Origin of the sequence: Uruburuella suis (assembly GCF_022870845.1) — a bacterium.
GTDB classification, from domain to species: Bacteria; Pseudomonadota; Gammaproteobacteria; order Burkholderiales; family Neisseriaceae; genus Neisseria; species Neisseria suis.
In genome coordinates, this window is sequence record NZ_CP091507.1 from 2038679 (window position 1) to 2057463 (window position 18785).

The 18785-nt window shown below is 54.0% G+C and carries 17 protein-coding genes; 3 read left to right on the forward strand and 14 right to left on the reverse strand.

Features of this window, described 5'->3' with window-relative positions:
- Positions 1-27: 27 nt before the first annotated feature.
- From LVJ78_RS09220 to rpsT, 3 genes are all read right to left on the reverse strand, one after another.
- On the reverse strand, positions 28-753 hold the full coding sequence (locus LVJ78_RS09220) for a DUF502 domain-containing protein (RefSeq protein ID WP_132951935.1): 726 nt from the start codon (positions 751-753) through the stop codon (positions 28-30).
- A gap of 319 nt (positions 754-1072) precedes the next feature.
- Positions 1073-2224 (reverse strand): phospholipase A, encoded by a 1152-nt coding sequence (locus LVJ78_RS09225; protein ID WP_132952233.1) that lies wholly within the window; start codon positions 2222-2224, stop codon positions 1073-1075.
- 159 nt (positions 2225-2383) lie between these two features.
- On the reverse strand, positions 2384-2647 hold the full coding sequence (gene rpsT / locus LVJ78_RS09230) for a 30S ribosomal protein S20 (RefSeq protein ID WP_132951933.1): 264 nt from the start codon (positions 2645-2647) through the stop codon (positions 2384-2386).
- Between the two features lie 313 nt (positions 2648-2960).
- On the opposite strand from rpsT, the gene LVJ78_RS09235 reads away from it, so the two are divergent.
- Positions 2961-4118 (forward strand): extracellular solute-binding protein, encoded by a 1158-nt coding sequence (locus tag LVJ78_RS09235; protein ID WP_132951931.1) that lies wholly within the window; start codon positions 2961-2963, stop codon positions 4116-4118.
- Between the two features lie 134 nt (positions 4119-4252).
- Here LVJ78_RS09235 and LVJ78_RS09240 read toward each other — a convergent pair whose 3' ends face one another.
- The 10 genes from LVJ78_RS09240 to LVJ78_RS09285 all read right to left on the reverse strand — a co-directional run bounded on the left by LVJ78_RS09240 (position 4253) and on the right by LVJ78_RS09285 (position 13947).
- Positions 4253-6037, reverse strand: a complete 1785-nt coding sequence (locus tag LVJ78_RS09240; protein ID WP_132952231.1) for an ABC transporter ATP-binding protein/permease — start codon at positions 6035-6037, stop codon at positions 4253-4255.
- A 467-nt stretch (positions 6038-6504) separates the two neighbouring features.
- Entirely contained in the window at positions 6505-8712 is a 2208-nt protein-coding gene (locus LVJ78_RS09245) for a TonB-dependent siderophore receptor (RefSeq protein WP_132951929.1), read from the reverse strand.
- A 237-nt stretch (positions 8713-8949) separates the two neighbouring features.
- On the reverse strand, positions 8950-9309 hold the full coding sequence (locus tag LVJ78_RS09250; RefSeq protein ID WP_132951927.1) for a SpoIIAA family protein: 360 nt from the start codon (positions 9307-9309) through the stop codon (positions 8950-8952).
- Between the two features lie 16 nt (positions 9310-9325).
- Positions 9326-10225 (reverse strand): DMT family transporter, encoded by a 900-nt coding sequence (locus LVJ78_RS09255; protein WP_132951925.1) that lies wholly within the window; start codon positions 10223-10225, stop codon positions 9326-9328.
- 154 nt (positions 10226-10379) lie between these two features.
- Entirely contained in the window at positions 10380-10955 is a 576-nt protein-coding gene (pth, locus tag LVJ78_RS09260) for an aminoacyl-tRNA hydrolase (RefSeq protein ID WP_424580100.1), read from the reverse strand.
- A 44-nt stretch (positions 10956-10999) separates the two neighbouring features.
- Positions 11000-11290: an RnfH family protein gene (locus tag LVJ78_RS09265; protein ID WP_132951921.1), complete on the reverse strand. Its 291-nt coding sequence runs from the start codon at positions 11288-11290 to the stop codon at positions 11000-11002.
- Complete coding sequence (locus tag LVJ78_RS09270; protein WP_132951920.1) at positions 11277-11714, reverse strand: type II toxin-antitoxin system RatA family toxin; 438 nt, start codon at positions 11712-11714, stop codon at positions 11277-11279. Before LVJ78_RS09270 ends, LVJ78_RS09265 begins: the two co-directional genes overlap by 14 nt.
- A 125-nt stretch (positions 11715-11839) precedes the next feature.
- On the reverse strand, positions 11840-12844 hold the full coding sequence (arsB, locus tag LVJ78_RS09275; RefSeq protein WP_132951919.1) for an ACR3 family arsenite efflux transporter: 1005 nt from the start codon (positions 12842-12844) through the stop codon (positions 11840-11842).
- Between the two features lie 65 nt (positions 12845-12909).
- Positions 12910-13332 (reverse strand): arsenate reductase (glutaredoxin), encoded by a 423-nt coding sequence (gene arsC / locus LVJ78_RS09280; RefSeq protein WP_132951918.1) that lies wholly within the window; start codon positions 13330-13332, stop codon positions 12910-12912.
- A 258-nt stretch (positions 13333-13590) separates the two neighbouring features.
- Entirely contained in the window at positions 13591-13947 is a 357-nt protein-coding gene (locus LVJ78_RS09285) for an ArsR/SmtB family transcription factor (protein WP_132951917.1), read from the reverse strand.
- Between the two features lie 338 nt (positions 13948-14285).
- Between LVJ78_RS09285 and LVJ78_RS09290 the strand changes: the two genes are divergently transcribed.
- Together LVJ78_RS09290 and paeA are read left to right on the forward strand one after the other, a co-directional pair.
- Entirely contained in the window at positions 14286-16304 is a 2019-nt protein-coding gene (locus tag LVJ78_RS09290) for a site-specific recombinase (RefSeq protein WP_132951916.1), read from the forward strand.
- A gap of 272 nt (positions 16305-16576) precedes the next feature.
- Positions 16577-17881, forward strand: coding sequence for a polyamine export protein PaeA (gene paeA / locus LVJ78_RS09295; protein WP_132951915.1), 1305 nt, complete (start codon positions 16577-16579; stop codon positions 17879-17881).
- Positions 17882-17940: 59 nt separating this feature from the next.
- Here the strand turns inward: paeA and LVJ78_RS09300 are convergent, their stop codons facing one another.
- Entirely contained in the window at positions 17941-18705 is a 765-nt protein-coding gene (locus tag LVJ78_RS09300) for an IS5 family transposase (protein ID WP_244802560.1), read from the reverse strand.
- Positions 18706-18785: the final 80 nt, after the last annotated feature.

Consider the following 18785-nt stretch of genomic DNA (forward strand, 5'->3'; position numbering starts at 1 on the left):
TTTTCATTATTTAAATCATTTTTTAAATCATTTAAGGCCGTCTGAAGGTTTTTCATCAGCATTGCCCGAGCTTTCAGACGGCATCGATTCAAACAGGCTGTGTTGCAAATGTTTGGGCACTTCGGGCAGCACCATGCCCAGCGAAATCACATATTTGAGCGCATCGTCCACGCTCATGTCGAGTGTGCGCACATCGCTTTTCCTCACCATAATGTAATAGCCGCCGGTGGGATTGGGCGTGGTGGGCACATACACGCTGAGGTATTCGCCGCCTTCGGGCAGGCTTTGGCGGATGTTGTCGGGGATATTGCCCGACACAAAGGCCAGCGTCCAGATATCGGGCTGCGGAAACGGCACCAGCACCGGCGTTTTAAACGATTGGCGCGAATCGGAAAGCAGTGATTCCGACACTTTTTTCACGCTGGAATAAATCGATTTCACCACCGGAATGCGCCCGAGCAGCGCATCCCAGGCGGCGATGATGCGCCGGCCGAGCACATTGGCGCCAAACAAGCCGGTTACAAACAGCACCAACACGGCCACAATCACACCCAAGCCGGGAATATTGAAACCAATCAAATGCATAGGCTGCCAATGCTCGGGCAGCAGGTTAATCAGCTGGTCGGAGGCGGAAACGATATAGGTGATCACCCACAAGGTTACCGCTATCGGCAGCCACACCAAAATGCCGGTGATAAGGTATTTTTTCAGCGCCTTGCCTATGCCGCCGCTGTCGGCCGTGTTTTTTGCCATGAGTTGCTTAATCTTTTGTATTGCTGCCCAAACGGCGCATTATACGCGCTCGGGCGGCAAGAAACGAGTGTTTTCCAACGGTGTGGCGCCCATCTCAAAAAGCAGAGCCGCGAGCTGGGCGGCTTGATGCCGTCTGAATGTTTTTTTTTGCACAAACGGGCACGGGTGTTCTGACATTTCGTTTATGAGCGGGATTTTGTTTCTGGGCATGCAGATGCAAAGCAAAAACGCAGCGAGATTGGGCACCTTGCGAGGCTTTTCGCCTTGCAAGCACGCTTGTGCCCTCAAATCTTACGTGCGGATGAAATGTGAACAGCCCCTAAAACCCATCCCAATCATTAAACATCAAACCGAAGCCGATGCTGTTGTGCTTGTGGTTGTAATCAAGCAGGCTCTCGCCATAGCCGTGAAAGCCCTGCACATAAGCTTTCAGACGGCCTTTGAGCGGAAAGGTGTAATCGGCCTGCACGCCGCCCTTGCCGGTTTTCGGGTTGTAGCGCATGGTGGCGGCCATGGTGCGCTGGTCGTTAAAGCGGTATTGCAGGCGCAAATTGCCATAGCCCATATAATCGGCAATATCGGGGTTGTCGTTATCGTCGCCGTTGCCGTTAAACACCGGCGCCCACACTTTGGGAATCACCGTAAACTTGCCCCATTCCATACCCGCCATGGCGTAAACCCGGTTCCACGAGCGCGACAGCGGCCGCCCCTGCCCGTTGGATTGATGCACAATGCCCGCGCCCAACATACGCAGCTTGCCGCCGCCGGGCAGATCGGCTTTCACCGGCTGGGTGATAAACATTTCGGGCATATAATCGTTATTGCGAAACGGTGCCGATTTCTCACCCTGGCTCCACAGCTGCCAATGCGAGGTTTGCGTGTAGCCAAACCACATATCGGCGCGGGTTTTAAACAAATCTTCCATCAATTTGGTTTTAAACGACACCTGCATTTTGGCTTCGAGCCGCTTTTGCTCGGTCGACACCGCATCGTCTGCCACACCGCGCGAGGGCGATTCGGGATAGCGGTTGGGGCTGCTGTTGTACCAGGCCGGCAGCAAATACATGGGATTGTGCTCGCGCACCGTCAAAATGCCGCGCGGATCGTTTTGGTCGAGGTCATACATCTGGCTCAAAGGCGTGTAGGCCTCGGCCGCTTCCACCAGCGTTTGCGTCGGCTCGGTGTTTGCCACCGTGGGGCGCTCGTCAAACACAATCTTGGTTTCGCCTTTATCCAAGCTCTCGTTAACGGTGCGCACCAAATCCACCGATTTTGCTCCGGCCATAGCCGCTGCGGGCGGCGTAGCGGGCGGGAATTGCGCGGCATACACTTTATCGAAACACGCCAAGCGCATGGCATTATCCTGCACCAGCGTGCATTGCAGCGCCGCATCGTTGGCGGCGGCACTTGCAACCGGCGGCCAAGCCGCAGCCAAGCTGGCAGCGGCCAATATCCAAGCGGGTTTCACCATCATGTATCGCCTCTTATAAACAAACAGGCCGTCTGAAAACGGCCGGCCTGCGCGGCTCATTCTGAGCATTCGTTCAGACGGCCTCTCGAAAAAACAATGCCCCCGAAGAACAATGGTTTGTCCGTCGCGGGGCATGTGCGCCGTAGCGTCTGCTGCGATTTAAGCCAAGGCTTTGATTTTGGCAGACAGGCGGCTCTTGTGACGGGCAGCTTTGTTTTTGTGATACACGCCTTTGTCGGCAATGCGGTCCATCACTTTAACAGAATCGCGGTAAACGGTTTGCGCAGCAGCTTTATCGCCGGCTTCAACAGCTTTCAGTACTTTCTTAACCGCGGTGCGGAAAGCGGTACGCAGGCTTGCGTTGTGGGCGCGGTTTTTCACAGCTTGGCGGGCACGTTTGCGGGCTTGTGCGCTATTGGCCATATTGGTTATCTCCTGATAAGAATCAAATTTCGTAAACGCGCAATTTTAATGGCTTCACCAACTCAATGCAAGCGTTTTAGCGATAAATCCTTATCTGCGCTTGTAAAACACGCCGGAAAACAACACGCCGGGGCGCACCGCCCCTTCAGACGGCCTGCATTTCCAAACCCACATCCCCCGCCGCCGGGCGCCGCAGCCATATCATTTTGATTTTTATCAGGCATTCCATTACAATAGCGCCGGCCTGCCGCCGGGAACGGCAAAGGGGCGGCAGGCCGATTTTCACCAACCTTTCATCAGGAAAACGACCCGTATGAAAAAAACCGCATTAAGCGTATTCACCGTGCTGGCGCTGGCAGCCTGCGGCGGCCAAAGCGAACAAAAACCCGCCCAATCCCCGGCATCCGATGCAACGGCGAGCGCCGTATCCGCCACCGACGGCCTGCCCGTAACCGACACCCTTAATATCTACAACTGGTCCAACTATGTGGACGAGAGCACCGTAGAAGCTTTCAAAAAAGCCAACGACCTGAAGCTCACCTACGATTTGTATGAAAACAACGAAACGCTCGAAGCCAAAGTGCTCACCGGTAAATCAGGCTACGACTTGGTGGTGCCCGGCATTGCCTTTTTGCCGCGCCAAATCGGTGCCAGCGCTTATCAAAAAGTGCATAAAGACCTGATTCCGAATTATCAAAACATCGACCCCGAGCTTTTAAAAATGCTCGAGAGCGCCGACCCGGGCAATGAATACGCCGTACCCTATTTCTCCGGCGTCAACACTTTGGCGATCACCGCCAAAGGCAAAGAAGCGCTCGGCGGCGCCCTGCCCGAAAACGGTTGGGATTTGCTCTTCAAGCCGGAATACACCAATAAGCTCAAAGCTTGCGGCATCGCCCTATGGGACACACCCAGCGAGATGTTCCCCATTGCGCTCAACTATTTGGGCAAAGACCCGAAAGGCACCAATCCCGACGACATCAAAGCGGCGGCCGATATGCTGCAAGCCATCCGCCCCGACATCAAGCGCTTCAGCCCCTCGGTGATTGACGAATTGGCACGCGGCGATGTGTGCTTGGCAGCGGGCAACGGCGGCGACCTCAATATGGCCAAAGCGCGTGCGGAAGAAGTGAAAAGCAATGTCGGCATCGAGGTGCTCACCCCCAAAGGCATGGGCTTTTGGATTGAATCTTGGCTGATTCCGGCCGATGCCAAAAACGTGCTCAATGCGCATAAATACATCAACTACACACTCGAGCCCGAAGTGGCCGCGAAAAACGGCGATTTCGTCACCTTCGCGCCCGCCAGCCTGCCCGCGCGCAAGCTGATGAACCCCGAGCTCGTGGCCACACGCTCGATTTTCCCCAATGCGCAAGACATGAAAGACGGCTTTGTGATGCCGCAAATGAGCGACGATGCGAAAAAGCTCACCGTCAGCCTGTGGCAGAAAATCAAAGTCGGCACGCATTAAGCAGGCCGTCTGAACGCTTGAAAACGACTGCACAGCAGCCGTTTTATCTGACAAACAACAAGGCCGTCTGAAACCTTTCAGACGGCCTTGTTGTTGCTATGCACGCCAATCTTCACAACCATCCGGCAGCACGTTTATGCTGCGCAGCCGGCCCGGGCAATATACATGCTTTTATCATGAAACTCAGCCAGTGTGCCGCGATGGCCGATGCTCACAATAATGCTGTGCGGCAATTGCCGGCGCAGCAGGCGGTAAAGCGCGGCTTCAGTCGGTTCATCCAAAGCGGAAGTGGCCTCATCGAGCAATATCAATTTCGGCTTTCCCAGCAAAATGCGGGCAAAAGCCACGCGCTGCAATTCACCCGGAGACAAGGTTTGCTGCCAATTGCCCACTTCATCGAGCTTATCGATCAGCTTCTCCAGCCGGCAAAGGGTAAGCGCTTGCGCCAATTCGGGATGATGGGGATCGATATTGGGATAACACACGGCTTCGCGCAGGCTGCCTTGCGGCACATAAGCGCGTTGCGGCACAAACATGGTGTCTTCGTGACGCGGGCTGCGGATGCTGCCGCTGCTGCCAAACGGCCACAGGCCCGCCATCATGCGCAGCAACGAAGTTTTGCCGCAGCCCGACGGCCCCTGTATCAACAGGCTTTGCCCCGAACTCACAACCAAGCTGATGTTTTCTATTAGCTTTTCACCATCTGCACGATAAAGGGTTGCATTTTGCAACCGGAGGCCGTCTGAAACGGTTTCCTGCTGCGGCAACTGCGTGCAGGAATCATCGTCCATGCTTTGCATAAAGCCGTAAAGCCGCTCCAGCCGGGCGCGGTAAACGGTGAATTGCTTATAAAAATTGCGGAAAAACGACAGCGCGTTTTGCAAACGCACAAACACCAGTACGGTTTGTTGGATATCGCCGATTTTGATTTGCCCGGCAAACAAGCGCGGCGCTTGCAGCAAGATAGGCAACAGCTTAATGCTTTGGGTGACGATATCATTAAAGCCGGTGAGCATCAGGCTTTGGCGCACAATCAGCCAACGGTTGCGGATAATGGCGCCAAAGCGCATCGACAGGCTTTTCTGTTCGCGCCATTCGCCGTGATAAAAAGCGATGCTTTCCGAATTATCACGGATGCGGATCAGCGAATAGCGGTAATCGCCGTTGAGTTGTTCGTTTTGATAATTGTATTTAATCAGCGGGTTACCTATCCACATGGCAATGGCGGTGGCGACAATCACAAAGATGAAAATAAAATACACCAAGCCTTTGGGAATGGTGAAGCCAAATAGGTGTAAGGCCCCGGCCAGCCCCCACAACACCAGCGTAAATTCAACGGTAGACAACACCGAATTGAGCATGCCGCGGATAAATTCAAAAGTAGAGGCGATAAAATCCTGCGCATCTTGCTGGATACGCTGCTCGATATTGTCCGGTGCGATGCGCAACATTTGCAGGCGGTGGTAGTTTTTGTCGGCCAGCCAGCGCGAAACCAATAGCGCATTGAGCCGTTCCGACCATTTGATGGCCAGCGATTGGTCGAAAAAATCGTTCAACACCACATTCACCGTGCGCAGCAGCAAAATGCCGGCATTAATAAACGCCACCGTCCAAAATGCCGCCACATCCAAATCCTGCATGGCGGTGTAGATGCCGTTTGACGTGAAGGTGTTCAACACAAACAGGCGGATTTCGGTGATCAGCAGCACCAACATCACCGCCAGCACCAACAGCACTTTAAAATTGCTTTTCTTGTCGAGGCAGGGGCGCAGCACATGCCAAAATTCGGTGCCGAAGCGGGTTTTCTTCAAAAGCCAGGCGCTCAGCACCACCACGACCAGCACACCGATAAACGTTTGCAGCAGCCACGCCGGCGTGCCGGCAAGCTCGGCCTGCCATTTGGGAAGCGTCGATTCCATCATCAAAACACAGACCTTTCGCCCGTCACATCAAGGTTTGTTCACATTGCAGCCAAGCACAGCCATCGGCAGCACCAATAAAACAGCAAGCTGAAAATCTCGGCAGCCATCCATAAAGGCCGTCTGAAATCCATATATAGTGGAATGCATAAAAAAGTGACACAACGAGTAGGTTGGGTTGAAAACCCAACAAGCCCACAGGTCGTCTGAAACGTTGGGTTTATCAACCCAACCTACTCCGTGATAGTGCGTGGTTTTGTATCACTTTTTCTTGCATTTCACTATAGGGTTTCAGACGGCCTCCCCGCCCTTATACCAATCCAAAAAAATAACCTAACTTCGTTGCCTCGCCTTGCCGTACTATCTGTACTGTCGTAGGTTTCCGTCTTGTTAGTTTACTTTCTTGAATGGGCATTACACCCTGCTGCGGGACAAAACAGCGAGCGTGCGCAAAGCGGCTTCATTCTCTAAAAAGCGTAATTCAGTTTCAGCCAATAGGTGCGCGGCAGCCCCACCACGGCAAAGCTGCGGTCGTACAAGCCGCGCTGCACCTGCCAATACTTTTTGTTAAGCAGGTTTTCAATGCCACCGTTGAGGGTGAGCGATTGCTTGTTGCGCATTTTTACCGTGTATTTCGCACCGGCATCCACAAGCGTGTACGACGGAAATGCATAGGTTTTGGCATAATCTTGATACGATTTGCCGTAATATTGCACGGCAGAATTCAGCGTTAAGCCTTGCACAAACGGCGTATCCCATTCCACGCCGGCTTTGGCGATAATGCGCGGGCTGGATACCTGCGTGCCGCTGATAATCACATCGTTATAGCTCGGCACATCAAGCAAATCGGCTTTGATATATGACAAACCGATGCTGGGGCGCAGGGTTTTGTTGAGCAGATTGGCATAGGCATTCAGCTCGATGCCGCGATTACGCTCTTTGCCCTGTGTGGCACCCGCAACGTGGCTCAAGCCGTCGAAAGTGCTGGCCGTGCGCCAATAGCCGGGCTTGCTGATTTGGTACACGCTGGCGCTGGTCACGACATCACCCCAGTTTTTGCGCACGCCCAATTCTATTTGGCGGCTGATGCGCGGGCGCGACATATTACCGTCCTCATCTACCGCACCGGGCTCCAAGTCTTCCAGATAATTGCCATACACCACAAAATCGCTGCTCGGCACCCAGGCGGCGGCCAGCAGCGGGCTGAAGCGGTGCGTGCGCTGCGCCCCACCGACGGTGTGGTCTTCCTGCTTCATCCATTGCAGACGGCCGCCCAAGGTAAGGCGGAATTGATCGTCTTTAAAACCCAAAGTGTCGGAAAACGCCCAGCTCGGTGAAGTGTTGGTGGTGTCTGCACCCTGAATATCGGCGGTGGCAAACTCCGGCGCGGCGGGAAATTCGGGGTGATAGATATTCAAATCCGTCATCAGCGTGCTGCTCGCCCGCCGGCCGGTGTCGTGATCGCGCGAACGCTGCACATAGTCAAACGCCGTGTTCCAATTGTGGCTCACCGGCCCGGTTTGGAAATAACCGCGGGCTTTCAGGTTGGCGCTGGTGGTGCGGGCAATAAAACTCACCGGCTGCGCACCTTGGGCAACAAAGCGCTTGCTGGTGTTGTTCCATGCGCCGTTTTGGTAATTGCCCTGTTCGTCCAGCATCTGAAGCTGGGCGACATTGCCGTAAAATTTGGATTCCATATGGCCGATGCCGCCGGAAATCGCCACCCAATCGTTGGGCATATAGTCAAACGTAAACAGCAGCGAACGATCGTCAGTGGTTTGGCGCTGCCATGCGGGTGCCAGATTGGTTTTACCGTCCGGCGCGGCCGGCAGTTTGAAACCGAACAATTGGATATCCTGAAAGCGCGCCCGCCCGCCTTGAGTGGCGCGTTTGGCATACATGGCATCAAACGCCGCCTGAAATTTCTCGCCGCGATAGTCCACATTCAAGGCTGCCTCTTTGGCATTTTCTGAAAAATGATCGCGCGCCGTGTCGCCTTCGCGGAATTTGCCGTTGAAGCGCACGCCCCATTGTTTGTTTTCGCCGAAACGCTGCCCCACATCGATAGATGGCTGGATGCGGCTGTCGCTAAACCAAGCCAGACCCAAATTGCGGTTGCCTTCATCACTGGCTTTTTTGGTTTCAATATTCACCGCTGAGCCGACTGCACCCTCGGGATCCATACCCACCGTGGCGCTCGATGCGCCTTTAATCAATTGCGCCGCGCCCACCGCAGCAGTGGGCGAATTGTAAGTAGAATACAAACCTGCCAAGCCGTTAACGCTGAACTGACGTGCATCCAACTGCAAACCGCGCACATACAGGCCTTGCAAGGTATTGCTCTCGCCGCCAAACGCCATCACCGAAGCATCGGTTTTGGCAATCACATCCACAATCGTGCGCGGCTCTTTATCCTCAAAGGCTTTTTCATCGTAATTCACAGCGGTAATCGGTGCGGTAAATGCATTTTGGCGGCCGAGCAAGCCTAAATTCACCCGATCACGCTGATAGCTGTTGGTGGCTTCAGAAATCGCTTTCGCCGCCTTGCCTTTCACGGTAACGGTTTGCAGCTCGGCTTGAGTGGATGCCTCAGGTTCATTATCGGCCGGCTCAGCGATGGCCACTTGCGAAAAACCCAGACTGATTATTGCGAAAGTTATGGTATTTAATTTCATAATATCGGTAACAAGTTGTAAATTAGAGTCAATTATAGCTAAAATTAAAGCTAATGGTAATTATTTTTAATCATATATAAAAATTAAGAATGCTTGTGTGTAAGCAAGCAACATGATTATTTTTTTGAATCGGCATAAACCAAAATCGGAATAAAGATAAAAGGCCGTCTGAAAAGCTTTCAGACGGCCTCGCGTTTGTGTGGCACCACAATCAAACCCTATTGATGATGCAAATGCTTACTCTTCCGAGCCCGAGCCCAAAAGCCAGGCTTGCGCTTCGGCGGCATCGTCGAAATATTTGGGATGTTGCTGCGTGATCAAATCCGACAGGCGCGATGCGAGCTTGATCCACACATCATCCACCACAATGGCGATGCGGCCGAAATCATCTTCGTGCTTGCTCATAAATTTAAGCTGCTCCACCGCCATATCGATGGTGAAATCTTTCAGCATCGACAAATCCAGCAGCATATCGGGGCGATGCACTTTTTCAACACATTTAAGCGCGGCCGCTTCGAATTCCTGAAAATCTTCCAGGGTGAATTCGTTATACAAGGCCACATTCAAGCCGTAAGATTGTTCTCTGATGGAAATCATGGTGCGCTCCTGAAGATTAATGTTTGGTTTTGAAATAATGCAGCCATTGCTGCGGATGCACGCCGCTGAGCATGCCGCTGGCAATTATCATACCCATACCGAGCATTTCTTGCCAGCCTATGCTGTCGCCCCAAAGCCACATACCGGCAAAAGTGGAAAACACCACGGTGAGGTAAGAGAGCGCCGCCACGGTGAGCTTGTCGCCCACTTTATAGGCGCGCGTGAGGCAAAGCTGCGCCACCAGCGCCGATGCGCCGATGCCAAACAAATAAGGCGCCGCCTGCCAGCTCAAGCTGTGCCAACCCGTGGCCGTTGCCCACAGCGCACTCATTGCCATGCCCACCAGCGATAAATAAAACACCACCCGCCAGCCCGGCTCGCCCATAAGCGACAATTCGCGCACCTGCATATAGGCCCAGCCGGCAAAAAAGCCGCCCAGCAAGCCCACCAGCGCCGGCCACTCTTGGCCGCCGCCCACCGAAGGGCGCAGCAGCACTACCACGCCGGCAAAGCCCAGCACCAGCATGATTTGCTTATAGCCGGAAAGCTTTTCGCGCAACACGATAATCGAGAGCAGCGCCAGAAAAATCGACGAAGTGTAGCTGAGCGTCACCCCCGTGGCCAGAGGCAGGTGCACCACCGCATAAAATATGCAAAACATGCCCAGCGTGCCCGACACGCTGCGGCTCAAGTGCGCGCGCCAATGCGGCGTGAAAAAGGTTTTGCCCTGCGCTTTGGCCAGCATGCCCAGCACCAGCGCGGCAAAGCTCATGCGCCAAAACACCAATTCGCCCGAGCCCAATTCAAAGCGGTTGCCGGCTTCTTTCACCCAGATATTCATCAGGGTGAAGGCCAGCGCCGCGATGATCATCCAGCCGGAGCCGAGCGGGTCTTTTTTGGAAAGATGGTTTTGCATAAGTATTCAGGCCGTCTGAAAGCTGATGGTTTCATACCAATCCAAAAAAATAACCTAACTTCGTTGTCTCGCCTTGCCGTACTATCTGTACTGTCTGCAGCTCGCCGCCTTGTTAGCTTACTTTTTTGAATTGGTATCAGACGGCCTGCCTTGGTTATTTGCTGTGCAACGCGCGCATCGCTTCTTCAAATTCGCCGGCCATGATTATCGGCATGCTTTGCAGCGATTTGCTGATGGCCTCGTCGATTTGCTGGCGCTCTTGTGCGCTGGGTTTGTTGAGCACATAGCCCACCACCAGATTTTTATCGCCCGGGTGATCAATGCCTAGGCGCAGGCGGTAGAAATTTGGGGTGCCCAGCCGCGCTTGCATGTCTTTTAAGCCGTTGTGGCCGCCGTTGCCACCGCCGAGCTTGAATTTGATGCGCCCGCAGGCGATATCGAGCTCATCGTGCGCCACCATAATTTCTTCGGGCTTGATTTTGTAAAACTGCGCCAACGCCACCACCGCCTGGCCGGAGCGATTCATAAACGTGTTGGGCTTCAAAAGCCACACATCGCCCTCAGGCCGCGCCACGCGTGCCACTTCGCCGAAAAATTTCTTTTCTTCTTTAAAGGCGGCCTTCCATTGCCAGGCCAATTCGTCTGCGAACCAAAAGCCCGCATTGTGGCGGGTGTGTTCATATTCACGGCCCGGATTGCCTAGGCCGACGATTAATTTGATTGCTGCCATGATGTGCTCAAATGAGGTTTTATCTTGAGGCCGTCTGAAAGCTTTCAGACGGCCTCGTCTTCCGTTTTCGATTGCACGCGCAAGCGGCGCGCTTCTTTCGGGTCGATCAGCAAAGGGCGGTAGATTTCCACGCGGTCGCGCGCGCGCAGCACGGTATCGTCTTTCACCGCCTTGCCGAAAATGCCCAAAGGTGCCGCTTCGATATCGGCTTCGGGAAATTCACGCACCACATCGCTCAGCCGCACCGCTTCGCGCGCGGTTGTGCCCGCAGCCACTTCGAGCCGCTGCAAAAACTGCTTTTGCGCCGTGCCATACACAATTTCAATTTTGACCATAGCGCCTGTCGGCCTCTTTGATAAACGCATCCACCAGCGCGCCCGATAAATGGCTGAACACCGGCGAAATCAGCGCCGACAAAATGCTGCCGGCAAAATCATATTGCAGCCGGAATTCGATTTTGCAGGCATCATCGCCCAGCGGGATAAATTTCCAAGTGCCGTTGAGCGTTTTAAACGGCCCCTCGAGCAAATCCATGCGGATTTCGCGCCCGGGAATATTGTGGTTGTGCGTGGCAAACGATTGCTGCACGCGCATATAATCCATAAACAAACGCGCCTTAAGCTCATTGCCCTTGCGCTCGATGATTTCGGTTTTGCTGTACCACGGCAGAAATTGCGGATAATCCTCGGCGCGGTCGACCAGCTCAAACATCTGCTCGGCGCTGTGCAGCACCAATACATTTTTCTCTACGGTTTTCATGAAATTCGCTGCAAACGCAAAAGCCGCCATTATAAACCAAAACACCGGCCGCTTCGAGGCGGCCGGCGTGGCTTATTCATCAAGGCTCATCAAGGCTGTCTGAAAATTCAGACGGCCTGCTCAAACTAACCCGCCCGGCTGCGGTTGATCAACCACACCAGCGAGAGCATCACCGGCACTTCCACCAACACGCCCACCACCGTGGCCAGCGCCGCGCCCGAATTCAGACCAAACAGCGAAATCGCCACCGCCACCGCCAGCTCGAAAAAGTTCGATGTGCCGATCAGGCAGGCCGGTGCGGCGATTTCATGCGGCAGCCCCAGCCGGCGCGCGCCGAAGCGGGCGATAAAATAAATGCCGTAAGTCTGCACCAGCAAAGGAATGGCAATCAACACAATCACCGCAGGCTGCGCCAAAATGGTTTGCGCCTGAAAGCCAAACAGCAACACCACGGTTAAAATCAGCCCGCCAATCGAAAAAGGTTTCAGACGACCTGCAAACTGTGCCACCGATTTGCCCGCGGCCAACAAATAGCGGCGCGTCAACATACCCGCCAAAAGCGGCAACACCACATAAAGCACGGTGGAGAGCAGCAGCGTGCCCCACGGAATATCGATATTGCTCACCCCCAGCAGCAGCCCGGCAATCGGCGCATAAGCCACAATCATAATCAAATCGTTCACCGACACCTGCACCAGCGTGTAATTCGGGTCGCCCTTCACCAGCTGGCTCCACACAAACACCATCGCCGTGCACGGCGCCACGCCGAGCAAAATCATGCCGGCGATATATTGCTGCGCATCATCGGGCGACACCCAATCTGCAAAAAACACCCTGAAAAACAACCAGCCCACCGCCGCCATGGTAAAAGGCTTGATCAGCCAATTCACCACCAGCGTGAGCCACAAACCTTTCGGGCGCTTGCCCACATCTTTCACCGCCGACCAATCAATCTGTATCATCATCGGATAAATCATCAACCAAATCAGCAGCGCCACCGGCAGATTCACATGCGCGATTTCCATCGCCGCCACCGCCTCGAAAACGGAAGGCAGCCACACACCCAGCGCCACACCCGCCGCAATCGCCAGCGCCACCCACAGGCTCAAAAAGCGCTCGAACACACCCATTGCATTACCTTCATTTGATATTTAAACAAATATTGAAATCATGGCCGTCTGAAAACCACCGTCCGTCAAACCGGCTGCCCGTTTTCATCCACCACTTGCCCGCCGTCTTCTTTGAAAAACGCACCTTGCTGCGGCGCCGGCAGCAAAGCGAGCACTTTTTCAGACGGCCTGCACAAAGCCGTGCCGATTTCCGTGACCACAAACGGGCGGTTGATTAAAATCGGCGCTTGCAGCATGGCCGCGATTATCTGCGCTTCAGACAAACCCTCATCCGCCAAACCATATTGCGCAAATTCGGGCACATTCACCCGCAATGCCGCGCGCGCACTCAAGCCGCTGTCGGCCAGCAGGCGGCGCAGCGCGGCTTCATCGGGCGGCGCGTGCAGATATTCGATGATTTCCGGCTCGATGCCCGCATTGCGGATGAAAGCCAGCACATTGCGCGATGTGCCGCAGGCCGGATTGTGATATATGATTACAGATTGCATGATGAGCCTCCTGCGCGAATGCGCGGTTTGGTTTGGGCAATGCCGAATTGATTGAGCACGACAAGCCAACGAAGTGAAATTATTTTCAAACCTGCTTTAACCAACACATTCAGTCAGTTTTCAGACGGCCTTATCCTTCAGGTCGTCTGATACCAATTCAAAAAAGTAAGCTAACAAGGCGGCGAGCCGCAGACAGTACAACCAGTACGGCAAGGCGAGACAACGAAGTTAGGTTATTTTTTTGGATTGGTATGAAAACTAATCAGCATCGTGCAACGGCACTTGCCCGCAAACCGGCAGATTGTGAAGCGTGCAGCCGCTGTTTTGCGCATCGAGCGCACAGCATTCTTCCGTGAGAAAAGCCACCAAATCAAGCATCAGCGCCAAATCGGCACGATAGCGCTGAAAACGCCCTTCCTGCTGCACATCAACCAAACCGGCATGGCTCAACTCTTTCAAATGAAAAGAAAGATTGGCCGGCGACACATCCAGCGCTTTGGCAATATCACCCGCCACCATGCCTTGCCCGCCCTGCTTTACCAAAAGCCGAAAAATATCTAGGCGCGTGCTTGCGCCCAGCGTGCTGAATAATCTGCTTGCTTGTGTTGTGTTCATGGCGCTTATTTTATGCCCAATATTTCGATATTTCAATAATTATTTAAATAATGCCGTCTGAAATCCAAGCCGCTGCCACAGTTTATTATACCCATTCAAAAAAATAAGCTAACAAGGCGGCGAGCCGCAGACAGTACAGATAGTACGGCAAGGCGAGACAACGAAGTTAGGTTATTTTTTTGGATTGGTATTGCACCCCATGCCGCCGGCCGCCGCACATGCAGCAAAGAGCCGGCCTCGCTCAGCGCATCAGTGCTTTTCTGCCTGCTGCCGGTTTGAAATTTTCCCGCCTGCCCCCATGTGCGTTAACATTGCTTTACCTATTCCTTGAAATGCTTATGCGAAAAACCCTGCCCGAAACCTTGCACGCCGCCCTCTCCCAAACGCTCGAAAGCGAAATTTTCGTGCTCACGCTGGAAAAAGTTGTGGCTTTTTTGCGCCAAGGCGGTGCGCGCCACGGCACCGAGCGCTTCGATATGCTGCTGGATATGCTGGCAAACGATGCCGCGCTGCGCCAGGCGTTCGGCAACCGTTTTCACCATTGGCTCGCCAATGTGCATGTGTATCCCGCGCTGGTCACCTTGGGCATTTTTTCGCGCAGCGGCTTCAGCCGCGAGATGGGCATCCGCTTATACGAGCGCTTTTATCCTTCGTTTAAAGATTTCAAAAACCTGCGCGATATTTTTCTGCACCTGTTTCATTCACGCGATGAAAAATGGCTGCAAACCATCAAGCTGCGCCAATGGCTCGCGCTGCACCAATTGCTGCTGCAAGATGCCGAGCCGGCGGTGGTGCAGTCGGCTGCGCGCCAGCTCACCCAAGCGCGTCTGCATGCGCTGGAAATGCTTTCCATCTGGATTGCCGCCGAAGAGTTGGAGCCCAATTTCGTGCGCCTCGAGCCCAAGTTGCTCGATGTGAACTCGGCCTTTATCGCGCTGCAACACGAAACCGCCGCCTTGGTGCAGCATTACCGCAGCGGCAGCGAAGAAGCTTACGACACGGCGCATATCGAAGTGATGTTGCAACAAAGCCGCGACACCGTAATCCGCCTGCGCCGGCGCGGCGCCGGTGCGGGCGCGGGCTCTTCGGTGAAAGTGGCGCATCTGCTCGAGCGGCTGGCGCAAAGCCTCGACAGGCTCGAGCTTTTGCTGGGCATCCAAACCGCCGCCGATACCTCGCAATCGCTGCGCCTCACCATCCGCCTGCTCAATGAAATGACCATGGCCGCGGTGGAGCAGCACAGCACCGGCCTGCTGCGCCGGCGCAGCATTCAGATGCTGGCCAAAAGCATCACCGAAAACACGAGCGACCACGGCGAACACTACATCACCCGCAGCCGCAGCGAATATTGGGGCATGCTGCGCTCGGCCGCGGGCGGCGGCGTGTTGATTGCGCTGATGGCACTCAATAAAATCCACATCGGCGAAATGGGCTTTGGCGCCTTTACCACCGCCGTGTTGTCCAGCCTCAATTACGGCCTGGGCTTTGTGCTGATTCAAATGCTGCATTTCACCGTGGCCACCAAGCAGCCGGCCATGACGGCCACGAGCTTTGCCGAGCAGGTGGAGCGCAGCGAAAAAGGGCGCTCGATGGAAATGAAGCTCTCTTCGCTGCTGATTGATGTGGGGCGCTCGCAAAGCGTGGCGGTGTTTGGCAATGTGAGCGTGGCCATTGCGCTGGCGGCGCTGATTGCGTTTGGCTTTGCCCACTATATGCACACGCCGCTGCTCGATGCCGATGCGGTGGCTTATCAAGTGAAATCGGTGCAGCCTTTCACCCAGCCCTCGCTTTGGTATGCCGCCATTGCCGGCGTGTGGCTTTTTTGCTCGGGCATCATCGCCGGCTTTTTCGACAACCGCGCCGATTATCTCGACCTGCGCCGCCGCCTCACCGTGCAGCCGCTGCTGCGCAAAATCCTGCCCTCAAAAACGCGCGCACGCTTTGCCGATTATGTGCACAACAACTACGGCTCGCTGGCCGGCAACTTTATTTTCGGCATTTTGCTCGGCATGACCGGCTATTTCGGCCACCTTTTCGGCCTGCCGCTCGATATCCGCCATGTGGCGTTTTCCTCCGCCAATATCGGCTATGCCGCCGTGAGCGGCCATTTGGGCCCGCTCGCCTTTACCTGGAACCTCTTCGGCGTGCTGCTCATCGGCTTGGTTAATCTGTGGGTGAGCTTTTCGCTCGCGCTCACCGTGGCGCTGCGCGCGCGCGGCACCCGCATCGACAGCCTGCCGCGCCTGCTCAAAGCGGTGTGGGCACAAATCAAGGCCAACCCGCTGAATCTGATTTTTCCGGTACCGGCTGCCGCGCAGGTGATTAAAAGCATGAAAAACGGCGACGGCAAATCTTAGGGTCTGTTCACAATTCATCACGCGGTAAGATTTTGAGCGCAAAAGCGTGACTGCAAGGCGAAAAGCACAGCAAGGTTGAACACCTTGCGAGCATTTTCAACGCAGCCGGCGCGTTTTTGAGCCAAAATATTGCCGCGTGATGAAATGTGAACAGACCCTAGGTTCTATTCACAATTCACCTTGCATGATAAAGGCCGTCTGAAAGCGTTCAGACGGCCTTTATCATGCAAAAATGTTATAATTCAAAAGTTATCCACTCCTTTATATTTTATATGAATATTTTTGAAGCCGTTCTGATTTTGCTGCTGCTGGTTGCCGTGAGCGCGTTTGTGTCGTGCTCCGAGCTGGCGCTGGCCTCGTCGCGTAAAATCAAATTGCAGGTTTTAGGCAAAGAGGGCGACACGCGCGCGCTGGATGTGTTGAACATGCAGGAGCAGCCGGGCAGCTTTATCACAGTGGTGCAAATCGGCCTCAATGCCGTGGCGATTCTGGCCGGTATTGTGGGCGAAGCGGCGGTGCGGCCTTATTTGGGCGCGCTGTTGCAGCATTTGGGCGATGCGGCCTGGGCGGGCACGCTCGCTTCTTTATTGTCGTTTTTTCTGGTCACCGGCCTCTTTATTCTGTTTGCCGACCTGATGCCCAAGCGCTTCGCTATGACCCACCCCGAGCGCGTGGCCGTGCGCGTGGTGCGGCCGATGATGCTGATGATTTTCCTGCTCAAGCCCTTGGTGTGGTTTTTCGACGGCATCGCCAACCTGATTTTCAAAACCCTGCGCATTTCCACTGTGCGCCAAGACCAGCTCACCTCGGAAGACATTTATGCCGTGGTGGACGCCGGTGCCGAAGCCGGCGTCCTCAAGCAGCAAGAGCATTATTTGATTGAAAATATTTTCGACATGCAATCGCGCACCGTTACCTCCACCATGACCACGCGCGAAAACATCGCCTATTTCGACAAAAGCGACAGCGCCGACACCGTGCTCGCGCTGATGGCCGAAAAGCCGCACGCCAAATTTTTAGTGTGCAACGGCGAATTGGAAAAAGTAATCGGCTATATCGAATCGCACACCTTGCTCACGCTTTACCTGAAAGAGCAAAACCTCAAGCTCACCGACAAGCGCGTGCTGCACAAAGCGCTGTTTATTCCCGACACGCTCTCGCTTTATGAAGTGCTCGAAGCCTTTAAAAACGCCGGCGAAGATTTTGCCGTGATTGTGAACGAATATGCGCTGGTGGTGGGCGTGGTCACACTCAAAGACGTGATGAGCATCGTGATGGGCGAATTGGTGGCCACCGAAGAAGAGCCGCAAATCATCCAGCGCGATGACGTTTCCTGGCTGATCGAAGGCGCCGCGCCGCTCGAAGACGTAATGCGCGCGCTGGATATTGTGGATTTCCCCAATTCGGAAAACTACGAAACCATTGGCGGCTTTATGATGTATTCGCTGCGTAAAATCCCCAAGAAAACCGATTTTGTGCTGTTTGACCGCTACAAATTTGAAATCATCGACACCGACAATCTCAAAATCGACCAGCTTTTGGTGTCGCTCAACCCCGAAGCGGTGAAAGCCGAATAAAGCCCTAAGGCCGTCTGAAAGCCTTTCAGACGGCCTTAGGGTCTGTTCACAATTACTTGTCATAAAGGTAGCCACATCACAATGCATCCCAATAAAACCGTGCTGTGGAAGTTGCGCTTTAGCTTATCGTAGCGGCTGGCAATCGCTCGGAAATGTTTCAGACGACAAAAAGTATTCTCCACCAAGTGCCTGATTTTATAAAGATACCAGTCCATGTCTTTATTTTTCTCTTCCCTGTCTTTTCTATAGGGAATATTGGCTTTCGCGCCACTTTCCTCTATCTGTTCCCTGAGTCGGTCTGAATCATAGCCCTTATCCGCATTCACAAGCTCAGTTCCGGCAAGATCGATGTTATCAAGCAATTCCGGCGCAACGCTGATATCGTTGATATTGCCCGCAGTAATGATAATCTCAACCGGATTGCCTGAGACGTCTACCGCCAGATGAATCTTGCTGGTCATCCCGCCCCGGCTCATACCGATTGCGTGTTCCTCTTCTTCGCTGAGCCATGAGGCGCCGGCTGAATGTTGATGCGCCCGAACATAGCTGCCATCTATGGCTACCCATTCCAAATCACAGTCTTGGCTGAGCTTTTTTAAGGCTTCGGCAAAAATACCTTTTGCCGACCAACGGTTATAAGCCGTGTAAACGGTATGGTGTTTGCCGAAATACTCGGGCAGATCGCGCCAAGGGATGCCGGTTCTGACTCTGTATAGGATGCCTTCGAAAATCAGGCGTAGATTGGGTTTGCAATAAACACCCAAATCACGCAGAATGGGCAACAGCTTCGTCCAGTATTCATCTTTGAGTAGTGTGCGGGGCATGGCAGGTGTATTAGGGTTGTGTGAGAGCTCCCTTTTTACACCTGCTTTCCTTTTTATTCAATGTTATGACAAGTAATTGT

What these genes read in the sequence shown, in the direction of transcription:
- LVJ78_RS09285 (WP_132951917.1), bottom strand. Translation starts at nt 13,947, where the DNA reads ATGAACACAACACAAGCAAGCAGATTATTCAGCACGCTGGGCGCAAGC.
- LVJ78_RS09290 (WP_132951916.1), top strand. Translation starts at nt 14,286, where the DNA reads ATGCGAAAAACCCTGCCCGAAACCTTGCACGCCGCCCTCTCCCAAACG.
- LVJ78_RS09250 (WP_132951927.1), bottom strand. Translation starts at nt 9,309, where the DNA reads ATGATTTCCATCAGAGAACAATCTTACGGCTTGAATGTGGCCTTGTAT.
- LVJ78_RS09300 (WP_244802560.1), bottom strand. Translation starts at nt 18,705, where the DNA reads ATGCCCCGCACACTACTCAAAGATGAATACTGGACGAAGCTGTTGCCC.
- LVJ78_RS09220 (WP_132951935.1), bottom strand. Translation starts at nt 753, where the DNA reads ATGGCAAAAAACACGGCCGACAGCGGCGGCATAGGCAAGGCGCTGAAA.
- pth (WP_424580100.1), bottom strand. Translation starts at nt 10,955, where the DNA reads ATGGCAGCAATCAAATTAATCGTCGGCCTAGGCAATCCGGGCCGTGAA.
- LVJ78_RS09270 (WP_132951920.1), bottom strand. Translation starts at nt 11,714, where the DNA reads ATGAAAACCGTAGAGAAAAATGTATTGGTGCTGCACAGCGCCGAGCAG.
- LVJ78_RS09235 (WP_132951931.1), top strand. Translation starts at nt 2,961, where the DNA reads ATGAAAAAAACCGCATTAAGCGTATTCACCGTGCTGGCGCTGGCAGCC.
- arsB (WP_132951919.1), bottom strand. Translation starts at nt 12,844, where the DNA reads ATGGGTGTGTTCGAGCGCTTTTTGAGCCTGTGGGTGGCGCTGGCGATT.
- LVJ78_RS09225 (WP_132952233.1), bottom strand. Translation starts at nt 2,224, where the DNA reads ATGGTGAAACCCGCTTGGATATTGGCCGCTGCCAGCTTGGCTGCGGCT.
- arsC (WP_132951918.1), bottom strand. Translation starts at nt 13,332, where the DNA reads ATGCAATCTGTAATCATATATCACAATCCGGCCTGCGGCACATCGCGC.
- rpsT (WP_132951933.1), bottom strand. Translation starts at nt 2,647, where the DNA reads ATGGCCAATAGCGCACAAGCCCGCAAACGTGCCCGCCAAGCTGTGAAA.
- LVJ78_RS09245 (WP_132951929.1), bottom strand. Translation starts at nt 8,712, where the DNA reads ATGAAATTAAATACCATAACTTTCGCAATAATCAGTCTGGGTTTTTCG.
- paeA (WP_132951915.1), top strand. Translation starts at nt 16,577, where the DNA reads ATGAATATTTTTGAAGCCGTTCTGATTTTGCTGCTGCTGGTTGCCGTG.
- LVJ78_RS09255 (WP_132951925.1), bottom strand. Translation starts at nt 10,225, where the DNA reads ATGCAAAACCATCTTTCCAAAAAAGACCCGCTCGGCTCCGGCTGGATG.
- LVJ78_RS09240 (WP_132952231.1), bottom strand. Translation starts at nt 6,037, where the DNA reads ATGGAATCGACGCTTCCCAAATGGCAGGCCGAGCTTGCCGGCACGCCG.
- LVJ78_RS09265 (WP_132951921.1), bottom strand. Translation starts at nt 11,290, where the DNA reads ATGGTCAAAATTGAAATTGTGTATGGCACGGCGCAAAAGCAGTTTTTG.